The sequence below is a fragment of the Pseudomonas sp. D2002 genome (genome assembly GCF_013385735.1).
In the GTDB taxonomy this organism is placed as follows: domain Bacteria; phylum Pseudomonadota; class Gammaproteobacteria; order Pseudomonadales; family Pseudomonadaceae; genus Aquipseudomonas.
Map to the genome: position 1 here is coordinate 700862 of NZ_JACAPL010000003.1, position 18557 is coordinate 719418.

The 18557-nt window shown below is 62.3% G+C and carries 7 protein-coding genes; 5 read left to right on the forward strand and 2 right to left on the reverse strand.

Annotated features, from left to right (window positions below; translation table 11 throughout):
* Positions 1-23: 23 nt before the first annotated feature.
* The gene (locus HX783_RS06565) at positions 24-4529 is read left to right on the forward strand and encodes an NEL-type E3 ubiquitin ligase domain-containing protein (protein WP_256347114.1); all 4506 of its coding nucleotides are present in this window, start codon (positions 24-26) and stop codon (positions 4527-4529) included.
* Between the two features lie 123 nt (positions 4530-4652).
* Here HX783_RS06565 and HX783_RS06570 read toward each other — a convergent pair whose 3' ends face one another.
* The gene (locus tag HX783_RS06570) at positions 4653-6074 is read right to left on the reverse strand and encodes an amino acid permease (RefSeq protein ID WP_177016357.1); all 1422 of its coding nucleotides are present in this window, start codon (positions 6072-6074) and stop codon (positions 4653-4655) included.
* A gap of 1282 nt (positions 6075-7356) precedes the next feature.
* Between HX783_RS06570 and HX783_RS06575 the strand changes: the two genes are divergently transcribed.
* The 4 genes from HX783_RS06575 (at position 7357) to HX783_RS06590 (ending at position 17314) form a co-directional block, all read left to right on the forward strand.
* Positions 7357-7659, forward strand: a complete 303-nt coding sequence (locus HX783_RS06575; RefSeq protein WP_177016358.1) for a DUF6124 family protein — start codon at positions 7357-7359, stop codon at positions 7657-7659.
* Between the two features lie 209 nt (positions 7660-7868).
* Positions 7869-10961, forward strand: a complete 3093-nt coding sequence (locus tag HX783_RS06580; protein WP_177016359.1) for a biosynthetic peptidoglycan transglycosylase — start codon at positions 7869-7871, stop codon at positions 10959-10961.
* A gap of 119 nt (positions 10962-11080) precedes the next feature.
* Positions 11081-16150, forward strand: coding sequence for a dermonecrotic toxin domain-containing protein (locus tag HX783_RS06585; protein ID WP_177016360.1), 5070 nt, complete (start codon positions 11081-11083; stop codon positions 16148-16150).
* Between the two features lie 117 nt (positions 16151-16267).
* Positions 16268-17314: a hypothetical protein gene (locus HX783_RS06590; protein WP_177016361.1), complete on the forward strand. Its 1047-nt coding sequence runs from the start codon at positions 16268-16270 to the stop codon at positions 17312-17314.
* Here HX783_RS06590 and HX783_RS06595 read toward each other — a convergent pair.
* Complete coding sequence (locus tag HX783_RS06595; protein WP_177016362.1) at positions 17286-18536, reverse strand: hypothetical protein; 1251 nt, start codon at positions 18534-18536, stop codon at positions 17286-17288. The two genes, HX783_RS06590 and HX783_RS06595, sit on opposite strands and share 29 nt — an antisense overlap.
* Positions 18537-18557 lie beyond the last annotated feature (21 nt).

Sequence of the window (18557 nt, forward strand, 5' to 3'; positions counted from 1 at the left end):
TGCCTCGCGCTGCCATGGAGCGCATGCTGCGCAGCACCGCCCCCAGCCGCGCCACACTGAATCGCATCTGGAGCGGCGAGCCCGCGCCGATTAACCTCACCGAAGGCGTGCGCCGCCTGCAGGTCGATCAACTGATCAAGCAATTGATCCACGACTTCCACCGTCGCGGCCATATGCCGCCGCATGCCGACAGCAGCGTGCTGTGCCTGCTGACACAGCTTGAGACCTGGCCGCAGGACGCGATCATCCGTGTGCATGATGAGTCGGGCAGCCACATTGAGACCTATGCCGGCAACCGTTACACGCCGCCCATCGCCCACACCATCGACCTCACACGACGCGATGACGGCACCTACTTGGCGTTGGGCGACACGACGATTGGCGCCGCGCCGCAGGAGCAGTTGTTCGAGCTGATTATCGCCAGGCAACCCGGCAATTCCACCTTGGGCAAAGAAGGCAGCACACACCTGAGCCTGGCGCAGCGTATCGCCCGCCTGCGGTTGCAGATCAGCGCCTTGGCCAAGACGCGCCAGGTGGACCTGTTCAGCGCCATGACCCGTTACGCCGGCAAAGCCCGCGACGAAGTCCCGGTGACCGACAGCGCCCGCGACCTGGTGGCGATCAAGGTCGCGCCACCGCTGGTGGAACTGACCCCGGTGCTGCAAAAACTGCGCGACCTGTACCCGCCGCTGACGCCCACCAACCTGCAGCAACTGTTGCTGCAGACGCCCCTGAACCCGCAGCAGCAAACCGAATTTCTCAGCCACGGCAAGCTGCCCGCGTCGGTGAGGCAAAGCCTGGAACACCACCGCACCGCTCTACGGATCGACGCGGTCATCGACGGCCTCTACCACCCACGGGCGTTCCATCACGACACCGACCTATGGGCCCGTGAGTTTGCCGCCAGCCTGGTGCGCAACACGCTCAAGCGGCACTTCGTGGTCACCGAGATGAGCAAAGGCAGGCAGGCCGATAGCTACGTCTCCACCGGGCCGGATGACACCACCGTCGAACTGCTGCATTACGGCGCAGGCCGCTACGAAGCCTACGACATGCTCAACGGCGGGCCTATCCCGGTGACACCGGCCGTGGACAGTTTTTACCTGGCTATCGGCTCGGTGCTGCAACCCCACGAACGCCTGCAACTGGGCATGCAATCGGCCAGTGATGCCGAAGGTTTGCGCAAGACCCTCGGCGACTTGATGAGTGCTCAACGCAGCCCCGACGGCCACATCAGCCTGCTGAACACCTCCCTGGTCCAATACGAACAGCGCCTCGTCCTGCCCTCCGACCTGCAGCCAAGTGCCGAAGGCCTGTACGACTACGAGGGCCAGCAATTGATGCCGCTGTACGGCTCGCTGTACCCGATCACCTTCGATAACACGCTGCTCAAATGGCGCCTCAAGCACCCGGAAAAAGTCGGCGTCGACACCCCGCGCCTTGAGCACAACCGTCGAGGCGCGTGGCGACTGTCCAGCGAGAACCCAATAGCCTGGAGTGACTACTCGCTGTTCTACCGCCTCGGCCCACTGGGCTACTATGTCGACCAGCCAACCGCCGCGCGCATCCTGCGGGTCACCGACACCCCGGCGCGCGCCTTGCGCGAGGTGCACAGCGCTAACCGGCCACCGCCGCCGCTGCTGGCAGACACCAGCAAACGCTTTCGCATCGAACGCGAAATCGAGCATTTTATCCAGGCCATGACCACCTACTCGGCCACCGGCAACGCACGGCCGGCGCTGCAATTACTGTTGGTCTGCGCCCTGCGCGAATGGCCGAAGAGCCACGTGCTGCAAGTGGTCGACACTGACGGCCAAATCATTCGCAGCTTCCCGAGTGCCAACGTCGGCGCCGCACACACACTACAAATGACCGTCAGGCAAAGCCGCGGGTCCGCCCCGCTGACCAACATTGCCAAAGACGACACCGTGATACGCGCCCTGCTGGGTGAGCTACCCGCAAGCCTTGAAGAACGCCTGTTCAAACTGGCCAGGAAGGTCGCGGAACATGCCTATCGCGAGCGCACGCAATTGTTCGACAGCCTCTACGCCCAAAGCGAAAACAACGGCACGGTGCTGCAACGCCGCTTCAAACAGCACTACCCCGACCTGCCCGGCAGCGCCCTCGACGCGATTCTGGAGCAAGCCAGCCCACGCGAGATCAAGCAACTTCACGAACATGACGAGATCGGCCTGCGCCTGGCCGAACAGGTGCGCCTGACCCGCAACGATGTACGCCTGAACCGCGCATTTGAGGGGTTGTACCTGCAATCCTCGGGCAACCCCGACAGCGAAACCATCATCCTGCACGTACTCGCCTCGGCTGCGGGCTGGCCGGCCAACACGCGGCTGGACATCCATCAAGGCGACGCCAGCGGCCAGTTACTCAGCAGCGCAGGGCATCTGGATGGCACTCAACGCAAAGTGCTGGCCAAGGTCGACGGGCGTTACCAAGCCTGCGACGACCAGGGGCAACTGATCAGCGGCATGGGCGAGGGCTTACTGAGCGCCATCCACCAAGTGCTGGGGGGCGGCGACCTATCCACCTTGCAAAACGGCATCGCCGATGCGGCCCTTAACCAACGCATCGCCATCAAGGCCCTGCTGGGCATCCCCCATGTTCCCTTCTGGCTGCAACCGCCCATGCAGGTTGACACCTCGTTCAGCGCCTATCCTTTCTCATTACAAAACCTGTGGTCGTTCAGCAGCCAGCAGCCGGTTGACCTGCAAAGCAAAGTGCGCGAGCTCTACCCCAGCCTCAGCCGGGCCGGCGTCAATGACCTGATAGCCGAGCTGGGCATGAGCGAACCCGCTGCGTTGCTCGAACTGCAGCGGCGCAAGGCCGAGTACCAGGCACTGGACTACGGCCTGACCCGCTGGGCCGAAGCGCCCCATGCCAACGACGCCAACGCCCCCCAGGGCGTAAACCTCGGCAGGCGGCGCTTCATTGCCCAACAGATCCGCAGCGCCTGGCGCCGAGAAACCCGGCAACTTTTCGACAACGGTCTGTTTGACACGCACCACCTGGTGCTGCAACTGGACGGTAACGACCTGCCCGACGCTGACTTTATCCTGGGTACGCGAGGGTTCGCGCACATCGAATCGCTGATGCTGACGGGTGACGCGTTCCCCGCTACCGGCAACGCGTTCCTTAGCAAGTTCGCCAACCTCAGGTACCTGCAGGTCGAGTGCGGGCTCACCGAACTGCCGACCAGCATCACCGACATGACCCAGCTCGAACACCTGACCCTTGACGACAACAACATTCGACTGACGCAAGAGTCCCGCCAAAACCTGGCCGGCATGACCCGCTTGCGCGAGTTGCATTTGAACGACAACCCGTTGGAACTGACGCCGGATGTCAGTGCCATGACGCGCCTGCGCACCCTGAGCCTGCAACGCACCGGTATCAGCCAGTGGCCGATTGGCGCCGAACGGCGGCCCGACATGCACGCATTGTTGTTGCAGGAAAACCTGATCACCAGCGTGCCCCTCGTGCTGTTCACCGATGCGCGCATGCGCGGCACCAACCGCAATACCGTGCTGCATGGCAACGACTTGGAACCGGGGATGCAGGTGCTGCTTGACGAATACTGGCAGCGTGAGGGCATCCGGCTGGGCGGTGCACTACCAGGAATACAGCACGCACCCGTTGTACCGAACGAGGTCAGCCAATGGCTGGCCGGCGTCTCCGTCACCGCACAGGCCGAACGCACATTGCTATGGGAACAACTGCTCGCCAATGAACAGGTCAGTGCAGACGACGTGTTCCAGGTCCTGCGGGACCTGCCCAAGACCCATGCCTACAGGTCGTCGATTGCGTCTCGGGAAGCGCTGACCGCACGCGTCTGGACCTTGCTGCTGGCCATGGGCGAGTCCACGGAGCTGCGCAATAATGTTTGCCTCAAGACCCGAGGCGCCGGCCAGTGCGGTGACAGCGCCTTGCTGGCCTTTACCAATATGGAGCTTGAACATCGGATCCACCGGGCCAAGGAACAAAGTCGCACCTACGACGCCGACCGAGCTCTGATCGCGTTGTCCAACGGGTGCTTCTATCTGGACCAACTGGACGAGATTACTGACAGGTTCATTCGCAGTCAGGAAGCGGCCGGCCTGGAAGTTGATCGGGCCGAAGTCATCATTTACTTCCGCGCCCAATTGGCCAATGAGTTCAAACTGCCCTTCGAGCCGCTGGAGTTGCTGTACGCCGCTGAGGACGTCACCCAGGACGTACTCGACAATGCGCGCAGTGAACTGCGCCGGCTGGGCCAAACCGAGGCCTTGCAGGAGTGGTTATTGATGCAAGCGTTCTGGATCGAATACCTGGCCAGGAGTCACCCGGAGCCGTTTTCTACGGTCAAGGACGCTATCAAGCACAAGGAGAGGCAGCTGAATGAGGAAATACCCGACAAACGTTCGGACGAGTATCTGGAGCGGCGCCAGTCACTGGTGGACCTGGAGCAGGAAGAACAGAACCGCCTGGTGCGGCAACTGACCGTCGCCACACAAGCGGCTTTGCAACACGCCTAAGTCTGGCGAACGCTGATCACCTGTGGCGAGGGAGCTTGCTCCCGCTGGGCCGCGGAGCGGCCCTGAAAATGGGCCTGCTACGCAGGCCAGCGGGAGCAAGCTCCCTCGCCACAGGTTAAGGGTTTACTGCTGGCTACAGGTTGCGCCCAGGCCGGCTTTGGTCGGCTGCAACTTGAACACGTAAAACAGCACCGTCAGCAGCACCAGGAACACCGGGCCCACGTACAGCGCGATGCGGGTGTCCGGGAAGTACGCCATCAGGCCCACCACCAACACCAGGAACGCCAGCGCCAGGTAGGAACTGACCGGGTACAGCCACATGCGGTACTTGAGGCCGGCCACTTCGGCCGCGCTCAGGCTTTTGCGGAATTTCAGCTGAGCCAGCAGGATCATCAGCCAGGTCCAGATCGCGCCGAAGGTGGCGATGGACGTCACCCACACAAAGACCTTTTCCGGAACCATGTAGTTGAGCAGCACGCCCAGCAACAGCACGAAAATCGACAACAGCAGCGCCTTGCGCGGTACGCCGTTGCTCGAGGTGGTGCCGAAGGTGGCCGGCGCCTGGCCATTTTGCGCCAGGCTGTAGAGCATGCGCCCGGTGCTGAAGATGCCGCCGTTGCAGGAGGACAGTGCGGCGGTGATCACCACGAAGTTGATAATGCCGGCGGCGGTCTTGATGCCCAAGCGCTCAAAGGTCATCACGAACGGGCTGCCCTGGGTGCCGATTTCGTTCCACGGGTAGATCGACAGAATCACGAACAACGCGCCCACGTAGAACAGCAGGATGCGCCAGAACACCGAACCGATGGCACTCGGGATGGTCTTCTGCGGGTTCTTCGCTTCACCGGCGGTGAGGCCGATCATCTCCACGCCCAAGTAGGCGAACATCACCATTTGCAGCGACATCAACACGCCCTGCACGCCATTGGGCATAAAGCCGCCGTGGGCCCACAGGTTGGAAATGCCCAGCGCCACGCCGTCATTGCCGAAGCCGAACGCGATGATGCCGACGCCGCCGATGACCATCGCAATAATGGTGACGATCTTGATCAGCGCGAACCAGAACTCGAATTCGCCGAAGGCCTTGACCGCGATCAGGTTGATCGTGCCCATGCTGACCAGGGCCGCCAGGGCCCAGATCCAGCGCGGTACATCGGGGAACCACACGCCCATGTACACGGCGACGGCGGTGATTTCCGCCACGCAGGTCACCAGCCACAGGAACCAGTAATTCCAGCCGGTGAGAAAGCCCGCCAACGGGCCGAGGTAATCCTGGGCGTAACGGCTGAACGAGCCGGCGACGGGGTTGTGCACCGCCATTTCGCCGAGGGCGCGCATGATCACCAGGATCGCCAGGCCGCCAATGATGTAGGACAGCATGATGGCCGGGCCGGCCATTTCAATCGCCTTGGCCGAGCCGAGGAACAGGCCGACACCGATACAGGCGCCAAGGGCCATCAGGCGAATATGCCGCTCACCAAGTTCGCGTTTGAGCGGGCCGCCTTGAGCGGTCTCGCCATGGGGCAGTGGGTTGCCGACTGGCATAAGGGTACAACCTCATTTTGTTATTGGAGTGTCCGTCGAGTCTCCAGGGTGCAAACCGATAAGCCTGCGCCCTTGCCGAAACCGGGGCCGCCTCATGGACGGGCCCTTCTTGCCAGGCAAGATCAACGGGCGTGCAGTATAAAAAGCCAAGAGCAGGTTCTTTCACTATAAAAACGGGGCAATTTAGGGGAAGTGCCGGTCAAATTGCAATTTTACAGGAGCATCTAACCTGCATTGAGCGGCAAAACGTCGCACAGCCACTGCCCGATCGTTCCCACGCACTAGGTGCATGATCGTTCCCACGCTCTGCGTGGGAATGCCGCTATGGACGCTCTGCGTCCGGCTCTTGAAGTCGTGACGCGGAGCGTCACAGGGTGCGTTCCCACGCGGAGCGTGGGAACGATCATGGGTGGGGTTAGTGGCATCTGGCGCGATCGTTCCCACGCTCTGCGTGGGAATGCCGCTACGGACGCTCTGCGTCCCGCTCTTGAAGTCGTGACGCGGAGCGTCACAGGATGCATTCCCACGCGGAGCGTGGGAACGATCAATGGGTGGGGTTCGATCTCCGCGATCGTTCCCACGCTCTGCGTGGGAATGCCGCTACGGACGCTCTGCGTCCCGCTCTTGAAGGCGTGACGCGGAGCGTCACAGGGTGCATTCCCATGCGGAGCGTGGGAACGATCAACACCGTCGATCTCCGCGATCGTTCCCATGCTCTGCGTGGGAATGCCGCTATGGACGCTCTGCGTCCGGCTCTTGAAGTCGTGACGCGGAGCGTCACAGGGTGCGTTCCCACGCGGAGCGTGGGAACGATCAACACCGTCGATCTCCGCGATCGTTCCCACGCTCTGCGTGGGAATGCCGCTACGGACGCTCTGCGTCCGGCCCTTGAAGGCGTGACGCGGAGCGTCACAGGGGGCATTCCCGCGCGGAGCGTGGGAACGATCAATGGGTGGGGTTAGTGGCATCTGGTCATGGTTTTTTAAAAGGCCAGCAAGGCGCGTCTCTTTAAATTGCAGGACGTTTCCTAGACAATCCCTGCCGCCTTGTGCCTGTTGGAATCGATGGCTAGTCTGCGGTCCGTCACTGCTCATCAGTGATCGGGTTTAGTCGCTCGGATTGACACAAGGCGCATGGCCACATGAAGTTTATGGTGGCTGTGCGCAGGGCACCTTCGGGTGCGCCGGTTTCCTTGTGGCCGGTCGACTAACCTGCGTACAGCCGCCACCCATCGTTTAGTCGCGACAGGTGTTGGTTCCTATTTCACACAAGGAATTAACCCATGAAAAAAATCGTCCCCGACCCACCCCACACTTCAGCCAAAGCCCGCGCCGCCTTCAACCGCGCCATCGACCATTACCTGCCCACCCAAGGCGTTCACATCGAAGACCTGAGCTTCGAAGACGCCCTGCTCTACACCGCAAGCTTGCTCGACAGCGCTTCGGCCACAACGCTCGATTGCAGTGAGCTGCTGCCTGGCCCCGAGCGGGCGAAGATTCTGGCGGTGTGGCATTTGCTGGAAATGGCCAAGACCACCGTGGACCGCTCTATCGAGTGCCTGAACCCGGTAAAAACGCCTGCCTGAACACATTTGATCTTGATCGTTCCCACGCTCTGCGTGGGAATGCCGCTACGGACGCTCTGCGTCCGGCTCCTAAAATCGTGACGCGGAGCGTCATAGGGTGCGTTACCACGCGGAGCGTGGGAACGATCACACACATTTCCCTCGCACTCAGCCCCCAGCGACTAAGCTCCATACAAGTCCGATCAATCTGCGTTAAGGATCAATCGACTATGGGCGCACTGTGGCAAACCGAATCGAGCAAGGCTGCGAAATTACAAGGCAGTTCGGACCCAGCGCCTCTACCCAAAAACAAACCCAGGCCCCGCTATGTGCGGCGCCTGTTCTGGTTGATCGTGCTGATGGCGTTGGTGGCCTTGGGGTTTGCTGCCGTTAAAGAGATGCGCACCTCGCGCCTGCAGGCCCAGCAGCTCAGCCGCCTGGCACACGACCTCACGTGGCAGGTCGAGCCCGGCCCCAGCCAGGCCATGCGCTATCCCGGCGCCGGCCCCTTCGACCGCCGCCTGGGTTACAGCGACCTCGGCACTTTTCTGCCGCGCCTGCTCAAGCGCGGCTATGTCATTGAGGCCCAGGCGCGCTTTTCGCCCGCGTTGATGGACTACAGCGCCAAAGGCCTGTTTGTGCCCTATGCGGAAAAAATCCAGGCCGGGCTGACCATTACCGACTGCCGCGCCGAACCGCTGTACCAGTACAACTATCCACAACAGCTGTATGCGAGTTTCGCGGCGATTCCACCGGTGGTGGTCAGCAGCCTGCTGTTCATCGAAAACCGCGACCTGCTTGACCCCAGCCAGCCCCAGGCCAACCCCGCCGTGGATTGGCCGCGCTTTGCCAAGGCCGCATGGTCGCAAGCCGCCAAAGTGCTGCACCTGCCCGGCCAGAGTGCCGGTGGCAGCACCTTGGCGACGCAGTTGGAAAAATACCGCCACTCCCCGGATGGCCTGACGGTGTCGGGCGAGGAAAAACTGCGGCAGATGTTTTCCGCCGCCGTGCGTGCCTATCGCGACGGGCCGCAAACCTTGCCGGCGCGGCAGAATATCCTGCGTGACTACCTCAACAGCGTGCCGCTGTCGGCGGTGCCCGGCCACGGCGAAGTGCATGGTTTGGCCGAAGGTTTGCGGGTGTGGTACGGCGCCGATTTCAACAGGGTCAACCAGGCGCTGGTCGGCCCGGTCAGCGCCGAACAAGGCCTGGCCCTGCGGGAAGTGCTGTCGTTGATCATTGCCCAACGCCGCCCTTCTCACTACCTGGCCAAAGGTCGCGAAGAACTGGCCGAGCTGACCAACAGCCATCTGCGCCTGCTGGCGCAGAACGGCGTCATTACCCCTGCGCTGTTGCAGGCCGCGCTGGCGGCCAGCGTCAGCTACCGCGATTGGGTGCAACAACCCACCGTGCAGCCGGTGGAAACCAACAAAGGCATCAGCATGGCCCGCGCGCGCCTGGCCGCCCTGCTCGACCGGCCGCTGTACGACCTGGACCGCCTCGACCTGTCGGCCACCACTACCCTGCAAGCACCGTTGCAGGGCCAGGTCAGCGATTACCTCAAGCACCTCGCCGACCCCGACTTCGCGCGCCAGGTCGGGCTGCTCGGCGAACGCCTGCTGACCCCGGCCAACACCGCGCAAGTGCGCTACAGCTTCACCTTGTTCGAGCTGACCCCGGACGGCTCACGGGTGCGCGTGCAAACCGACAACACCGACCAGCCCTTCGACATCAACGAAGGCAGCAAGCTCGAACTGGGCTCCACCGCCAAGTTGCGGGTGCTGACCACTTACCTGCAAATCATCACCGAGCTGCACGACAAATACGCCGCGCTCGCCCCCGCTGCGCTGAAAAAAGTCGAGGTGCCCGAACAGGATCCGCTCTCGCGTTGGGCCGTGGATTACCTGGCGCAAAACCCCGACCATGACCTCGCGACAATGCTCGACGCCGCGCTCAACCGCACTTACTCGGCCAGCCCCAATGAAGGCTTTTTCACCGGCGGCGGTTTGCATCATTTCCATAACTTTCGCAACGAAGACAACGGCCGCAGCCCGACCCTGCGCGACGCATTGCGCGAGTCGATCAACCTGCCGTTCATTCGCCTGATGCGTGACCTGGTGCGCTTCACCACCTACTCCGGCGCCAACAACAGCGCCGCGCTGCTCAAGGACGACAGCGACCCGCGCCGCCAGGAATACCTCGCCGGTTTCGCCGACCGCGAAGGCACCACTTTCCTGCGCAAGTTCTGGAAGAAGTACCAGAAGAAAGACACCCAGGCGCGCCTCGACACGTTCCTCGACGGCCTGCGCCCCACGCCGATTCGCCTGGCCGCCGTGCACCGCTACTTGTTGCCCGAGGCCAGCCAGGCCAGCTTCAACCTGTTTGTGCGCGCGCACCTGACCGGCGTCAAAACCGGCGAAAAACTCAGCGACGAACGCCTGCAAAAGCTCTACAACGATTACCGCCCCGGCACCTACGACCTGCCCGACCAGGGCTACATCGCCAAGGTTCACCCGCTGGACCTGTGGCTGCTGGGTTACTTGCTCAACCATCCCGAAGCGTCCTTCAGCGAGGTGGTCAAAGCCAGCCAGTTCGAGCGCCAGGAGGTCTACAGCTGGCTGTTCAAGAGCCGCCATCAGAGCGCCCGCGACAGCCGTATCCGCACCATGCTTGAAGTGGAAGCCTTCCTCGAAATTCACCAGCGCTGGCAGGCGGTGGGCTATCCGTTCGATCACCTGGTGCCGTCCCTGGCCACGGCCATCGGCAGTTCCGGCGACCGCCCGGCGGCGTTGGCGGAACTGATGGGGATCATCCTCAACGATGGCCTGCGCGCAAAAGTGGTACGCATCGACAGCTTGCACTTTGCGGCCGGCACGCCCTATGAAACCCAGGTCATCAACGACCCGGCCGAAGGCAAACGCGTGATGCCGATAGAAGTCGCGCGGGCGCTGCGTGGGGCGTTGTCGCAAGTGGTGGATGCCGGCACCGCCAAGCGCGTGGCCGGCAGCTTCAAGCTGGACGACGGCACACCATTGGCCATGGGCGGCAAGACCGGCACCGGCGACAACCGCATCGAAGCCATCGGCGCCGGCGGGCGGGTGCTCAGTTCCAAGTCGATCAACCGCACCGCCACCTTTGTGTTTTACATCGGCGACCGGCACTTCGGCACACTCACCGCGTTTGTACCCGGCAGCTCGGCGCAAGGCTTCCGCTTCACCTCGGCGCTGCCCGTGCAGGTGCTCAAGGGCATGGCGCCGATTCTTATGCCGTACTTGAAGCCGGGTGAGCAGACACTGTGCGCGCCGATGGCTAGTCGGCAGTGAAAAAATCGCCGGGCTGACCAGCAGGCCGCTCGGCAGCGCCTGTCGATAGACAATTACCGCCTGGCAGGCCCCTGCACGGGCCTAGTCTGAGGGCCCTTCCTGCCACAGAAAACACCGTCATGACGACACTTGCTACCACGTCCCTCGAAGCTCAAAGCCCGCACTACGAACTGATCCGGGACGCCTTGCCCGACTGGATAAAAACAGTCTCAACCTCACGCATCAACGCCTTGAAAACCAGCCGGAAAAGCCTTCCGGCCTGGTACAAAAGCGCCTCGCCCCAGCAGCACCAGCTGTTGAAAACCGCGATAGCCGAACACTGGAAAACCCAAACGCTGGTCGACCAGAAACTGACCCCGGTCACCGACCTCAAAGGGTTTGCCGAGCCCTTGTTAAAAGCCGCGCTGAAACGGCACTACAACCTCGACGTGGATGTGCAGCGCACCTGCTTGCGGCTCTATGCGCCGGCCAAGCAAGCGTGGTGGGTCAAGAACCTCAGCGGCGGCGTGCAAAGCCGCACGGTGTCGCTGCTGGACGCGGCGTTGCACAACTTCGCCGACAGCGAGGTGTTCACCGCCGACTCGCAATTCATCACGCGGCCCGACGCTTCGGGCCGTTTCGATGTGCTGAGGCTCAACAACACACTGTCGATCCAGCAGTTCAAAAACCTGGTGCGCAGCCTCGACATCGGTGCGCAGTATCAAACGCACCTTGAACTTTACCTGGGCCGCACCGAGCCGGTGGTGGACGGCGTGCTGCGTGCCCGTGTGACCGCCAACCAGCTGGCGGCCCTCAAAGTCGCGGCGCAGATGGCGCTGATGAAAGGCGATATCCAGCCACAGGACCATCAACTGATCACCCACCTGATCGAAGGCCGCCAGGGGCTGACACTCGACGGCAAGGCCGCGCACTGCCATGACCTGAGCCTGTTGGACGCGACCTTGACCGGCGTCGTGTTGATCGCCGCCGACCTGGAGCAACACCGCCAACCGCTGCACGTCATCGCCTATGTGCCGGATGACCCGCAGCACCCGCTCAAGCGCTACGCCTCGACAGTGGCGTTCATGCAGACGCTGACCCGCCAGCTGCGCCAGCCGGACTACCAGAAATTCTTCAGCCGGTTTGTCGAGCATCAATACCAGGGGCATTTCTTCAGCCAGATGGGCGCGCGCCTGAGCGCGGTGAAGTGGCACGCGCATGTGCCCGGCGACCCACTGCCGAGCTGGCGCGAAACGGCGCTGGACAGCCCCCAACTGCAGTTTCGCGCGACGCGTATCCGCACGGCGCTGTGGGAACATATGTACCCGCGCAAACTCAATAAAATCCTCAACGATGCGCGTGAACTGGCCGTGCCCACGGCCTACGCCGACCGCATGGCACGCTGGGCCTGGTGGGACAACCTGGAGAAGATCTTCGCGGACATTCTCAATGCTGCGTTGCTGGTCGTGACCCCTTTCGTGCCGTTTTTGGGCGAGCTGATGCTGGCCTATACCGCTTACCAACTCGCCGACGAAGTGTGTGAAGGCCTGTTGGACTGGGCCGAAGGCTTGGGGCTGGAAGCGATTGAACATGTGGTCGGGGTGACCGAAAACGTGCTGCAACTGATCGCCTTCGGCGCCGCTGGGCAACTGGCGCACGTCCAGTTGTCGGCGTTTGTCGAAGGGCTGAAGCCGGTGACCCTGGCCGATGGCAAACAACGGTTATGGCATGCGGACTTGAGCCCTTATGAGCAAACCGCCGTGACCTTGCCCCCAGGCGCGAAACCCGACGCCCAGGGCTTTCATCAGCACGACGGCAAAACAATCCTGCGCCTTTGCAACAAGCACTACGCCGTCAGCCAGGACGCCAACAGCGGCCAGCACCGGGTCATCCATCCACAACGGCCCGACGCCTATCGCCCCGCAGTGGTGCTTAACGGTCGCGGCGCGGCGGTGCTCGAAGGTGAAGAACCCCGGACCTGGGACGCGTCGCAACTGTTGCGGCGCGTGAGCCCGACCACCGCCACCTGGCCCGACGCACGCCTGCAACAGGTGCGCGACATCAGCGGCACCGAACCCGGCGAGCTGAGGCGAATGTACGTCGAAAACCAGGCACCGCCACCGCTGCTGGCCGACACCCTGGATCGCTTCGAACTGCGCCAACACATCGAGACCCTCAGCGAGTCGCCTGCCGGTAACGGTGAAGCCGCCTACTGGTCGGCCGATATGGTCACGCGCATGGACGGCTGGCCCAGCGGCAAAGCCATCGCCGTGTTCGAGGCGCCTGACCTGAGCGGCGAGCCGATCGTGCATGGCGCAGCGGCGGATGCGACCCTGTCCATCAGCCGTGAAGACTTGCTGGCAGGCCGGCTGGCCCAGCGCGTGGTGGGCTTCCTCGACGAAAGCGAACTCACAGGCTTGCTCGGCGAGCCATTGCCCGTCGACCCCAACACGCGGGCACAGGCACTGCGAGAACACCTGAGCCGCTATGTGGCATCGCGCAAGGACGACATTTTCGAGCATCTGTATAGCTTCAAACGCCAGTCAAAAAGCGCCCATGGTTTACTGCTGCAACGCCAATTCCCTGACCTGCCCGACCACCTGGCCCAAACGATATTGGCCCAGGTACGCCCCGCCGAGGTGCGGCTCATGGACGAACAACAGCGCCTGTCGGTACGCCTGAGGCATCAGGCGCGGGAGCTGCAATTCGAAGCGCGAGCCACCCACGCCTATGAAGGCTTTTACCAGGGTGATGCACCGACACCCGACACCGAACGCCTGCTGCTCAATGCCCTGAGAATCCACAGTGACGCCTTCGGCAATCAACGCCTGAGCATCCATGAGCAACTGGCTAGCGGGCAATTGCGCTGCCGTGTCGGCCCGGATGATGCGGCCACCGAAACCCTGCTGATACGCACCGCGCCAGGGCGGTATGCGCTGCACGGGGCAGACCCAGAGGCCACCTGGGATTTATATGAGGCCGTGCTGCACGCCGTGCCCGCCGACACGCTGGGCTTCGCGCCCGGCCAAGGCGAGGCGTTGCGCCAGTGGCTCAAGCAAACCCTGCAACCACCGAGCGAACGTCGTACCTTGCTGGCCGAACCGCCGATCTTCGCCGAGCCGCGCCGAGAGACCGTGCGCTTGCTGCAAAAACCCATGTTCAGCGCCCTGCGCCAGCGCATAGGCCGTACCAGCGTCGAGGAACGGCTCAAAGAGCTGTATCCGACACTGACCGAAGAAGACGTGACGGCCTACGCCCATTCCCTGAACACCGCCGATGGCCAACGCCTGTTACTCGAACTCGAAACCCAGAAAAAAAACCTGCTCAAAGAACTCAAAACATGGCGGCAACTCCCCGCCGCCGGCAGCCGGCACCTACGGCCATCGCTGCCGGAACAGTTATTCAGAAAGCGCATGATCAAGCACATCAGGGAAAGTTGGGAGCAATCGGCCAAGGGGTACGAAACCGACACCGGCACCCGGCAACTGGGCAGCGAGCTGGACCTGCGCGGAGAAATCATCCACGGCTTTTTACAGAACTTCCCTCAGCTCAACACCAAGTTGAGCCACGTCACCAGCATCAATTTGACCGATACCGAATTTACCGACGCCGACAGCCCGTTCCTGCACAACTTTCCCAACCTGCGCAGCCTGGATATCACCGGCAGGCGCCTCAGGAAACTGCCGGACGCCATAGCGGGCATGCCTCGGCTCAGGCACTTGGGGCTGGCGGAAAACCCCATCCACTGGACCTCACAGCAGTTGGAGCAGCTGCAAAACCTACAGCGTTTGCGGGTGCTTATCCTCTCGCACAATCCACACCTGAGCCTGCCACCCAACATCAGCCGTATGCCCGCATTGCAGGTACTGATGCTCAATAACACGCGCATCAGCCAATGGCCCGAAGGCCTCTTCGAGCTGCCCCGCAATCAGGCTTTCCACCTCAACTTGCTGAATACGCCTATCCGCCAGGTGCCCATCGTCGAGCCGGGGTCCGCGTCGGCGGAACTGATCGCCCGCACACGCCTGGACCGCCACAAGCTGGAGCGCGATGCTGAGGACCGCGTCGTGAGTTACCGCCGCGCCGCCGGCCTGGACCCTTACCGCACCTACCCCCCGCGAGGCGCTGAGGACAGCCAGTTCTGGCTCGGCCACCTGGCGCCTGTGCTGCGTCAAGGCTGGCAGGAAGTCTGGGATGAACTGGAACAGGCGCACGGCTCCCAGGGCTTTTTCGAGGTGATAAAAAGCCAGCAAGCACCGGCCCCCGAGGTCGTCCAGGACCCGGCGGACCTGGTGCGCTATCAACAGAACCTTACCCACTTGCGCCAAAACGTATTGCGCCTGTTGCGCGCTGCCGACAGTGATGAAGAAACCCGTACCGCACTGTTCAACCTCGCCGCCGCACCGGCCCAATGCGCCGATGCCGGCGCTCAACTGTTCAACGCCATGGGCTTTGAGGTGCTGAAACTGGAGGCCTGGGTCAAGCCCACTGTGCAAGCGCGGACCAATGCACTGGTGCTGCTGGCCAAACAAAAGGCGCGGCTGGACAAGGTCAACCATATCGCCAATCGGGATATCCAGAGGCGCCTGGCCACGCCCACACTCAATGATGACGGCAGTGCAGGCCCGCCGTTGCGGCTGACCACCGATGTGGTCAATGGCGAACCGGGCACCCTGGATGAAGTCGAGGTGTACGGCGCCTACCAGACCGGCCTGAAGGCACGCCTGGATCTGCCCTGGCTGGCCGATCACATGCTTTACCGCACCACCGCTCAAGTCGATGCAGGGCAATTGGTCAGTGCCTACAACAAAGTGATCGAGGAAGAACAGGACGAAGGGCTGGTGGACCAAATGCTTGAGCAGTACTTCTGGAGCGACTATTTGCGCAACCTCCATGCCGACGACTACGACCAGATCGAAGACGCGCACAGACAGGTGGGTGAAACGATCGAAAGCTTGCGCCTGGCGCAAAACGCCTTGGCCGCCCATGAGCAACTGCCGGCAGAACAAAAAAACCAGGCCACCGGCGCGCAACTGCGCCAGCGCGTCGTCGAGCTGGCCGACAAGTTGAACGTGGCCCCTGAGCAATTCTTGACCGGCGAACCCATGAGCGACGAGTTATACGGGAGCCTGTTTCTCCCCGGCTTTGAGGATGAGAAGGAACTGAGCCGACGCCTGACTCGCCAGGCCATGGTGATCGCCGGCGTCTAATTTACGACCTGTAGTGGTTATGTATTCCTGTGGCTTTGCTGGAGGTGATTAGTGTGGGCATTCGCGTGTGGTGCCCGCACTGCACGGTTACCTCTATCGCCACAGGGAACCCAAACCATGCCTTTACCCCCACTGCCCACTGCCGAGGAAATGCTCCGCCCGTTACTGACCTGTATCACCGCCATTGAGCATCTGCTGGATGCACAACCGGACTTGGCGACGGTGATGGACGCTCAGTTACGCCAGGCATTCAGTGCGCTGAACCCTGATTCGGTGTTTCTCAACGAGTACGTTTACGACAGCACGTCGACACAGGGGCACGACAGCCTGAGCCTGTACTTGCAGGCGCTCGCGGCATTCTGGTCAGCGCCCCACGCCAGCACCGGCGCCCTGAGCGTGCTGGAGGCTGTAAGCCAACAGCAGCGGGTGATGTTTGCGCTTGAGGCGGACCTGCAATTGCTGGATGCCCGGCAACAGCTCGCCCTGGCTGAGCGGGCCCAGGAGAACAGGCCTGGCGATGCTGCGGCGCTAACAGCCGTCGCCAGCGTCAAGGCGCGCCTGAAGACGCTGACCGAGGGCCGGCACTTGATCGAGAATCGGATACTCCATGAAACCTCGAACAACGCCACGCCACCGCAAACCGTCGGCATTAGCCTGTATTCAACAGCGTCGCCTGACGGGTCCACGCCGCTCAACGGCTGCTTCATACTGACCGAGCACCTGCATGGGGCGCGGCCGGCAGTGCTTTATACGCCGCAATTCGGGGTTGAGATATTCGAGCACTTCTCCGCCATGGAGAATGTCTTGCGCCGCCGTCTGGTGAGCGGCGACGACAAAACCCTGCTGCTCGCCAACGTTGCTCAACGCCATCGCGCCCAGGCCAGTGAGACGTTACGCGACGGGCAATACCTGCGATATACGCCGATCACCGGGCCGGTATTCAGTGCCTGCCTGCACGCCCTGCTCGACCAGCAACAGGCGGATATCGAGCAGGCGTTCAGCACGTCCCACAGCACTTTTGACGCCTTGGCGACGAAAGTGCGCAGCTGCCTCGCGCTGCCACTCATGGGCAGCCCGGGTGTGCTGGCGCGGCTGCCTGAACCGCTTGCACGCGTGGGGCCGAGGTGTATCGGCACTAAACTTCCGAATCCCAGATCACCGTGATGTTGCCTGAATAATCCCGCGACTCACCCACCTTGAGCATCTTTTCCACTTCGTCCCGCTCGATCTCGAAATGCAGGGTGCTGGGCTTGCGGTCCACATAAAAGGTCGGCTGGAACAGCTCGGTGCCCACGCCATCGCGGCGCAACGGTCGGCGGTTGACCGGGCGCCCGGCCGGGTCGGTAATGCCGTGGGGCAGGCTGACACTGACGTTCACCGGCACCGACTCACCGGATACGCTATCGAGAATCCGACAGGTATTGTCGGCCTCGGCGTACTGGCAATCGAGGCTCATCTTGAAGCGCGAAGAGGCGTACAGGTTGACGGTCTGGTCCTTGAATAACCGCGTCGGTTTGCGGCCCTGGTTCAGCCACGCTTGCCAGCCGCCCTGGGGCACCAGTTCGATAAGGGTGCCACCGGGCGGCACGTCGACCTTGAGGATATGGTCGACGTCCAGGGTGAAATCCAGGATGAGCGAACTATCACCGGTGGGGATCATATTATCGCCAAAGTCAAAGTCCGCCCCCGCGCCGCCGACGGTGTACGTCATGCTGCCCACGTATTGCCCGGACGCCATGCCCAAGGGGTTGGGGGTGACGAGTTCGTAGGCGTACTCCAGGGTGTAATAGTTGAGCCACGCAATGTCAGACGACGGTACACGGTTACACGCCCCGGCATCTTTGGGTACGACCCAGAAAAATGAGGCATAAGAGGCGGATGCTGCCAGATGCCCGGTGCTGACGCAGGGGCTTGGCGCGCGCCGCCATTGGGTGTCCCAATTGGCCCCCGGCTGCGTCCATGCAGAAACACCAGGCGGCCTGGGCAACGACCAGAGTGCCCCGAGCCCGGCAATTCGCACCTGCACGGTTTCCAGTTCTCCGGTTGTGGTATTGCGCACCTCCACGTCCCTGAACGATGAAGGCACCTTGAAATAGGCCCCGGCTCGTGGGTCCGCATGGTTGGCCACGATGGGCGCCTGGGAACTGGCTACGAAGTTGATAAAGCGCAGGCTGAAAATACCCAACGCCTTGCATTGGGCCGGGATATGCCCTGCGCAAATCGAGCTTTGGGGCGTGGTGTTCGTGAACTTGTTGGCCGTCACATTCGTGGGGTCCGGCCTGAAACTGGCGGTGATCTGCTGAGTTTCTGCGCTTGCCGCTACAGCCCACAACGCACTCGCCAAACCGGCGGCCACGGCCTTTTGCTTGAATGTCTTGAGGTTCATTTCTATTACTCATCCATCGAG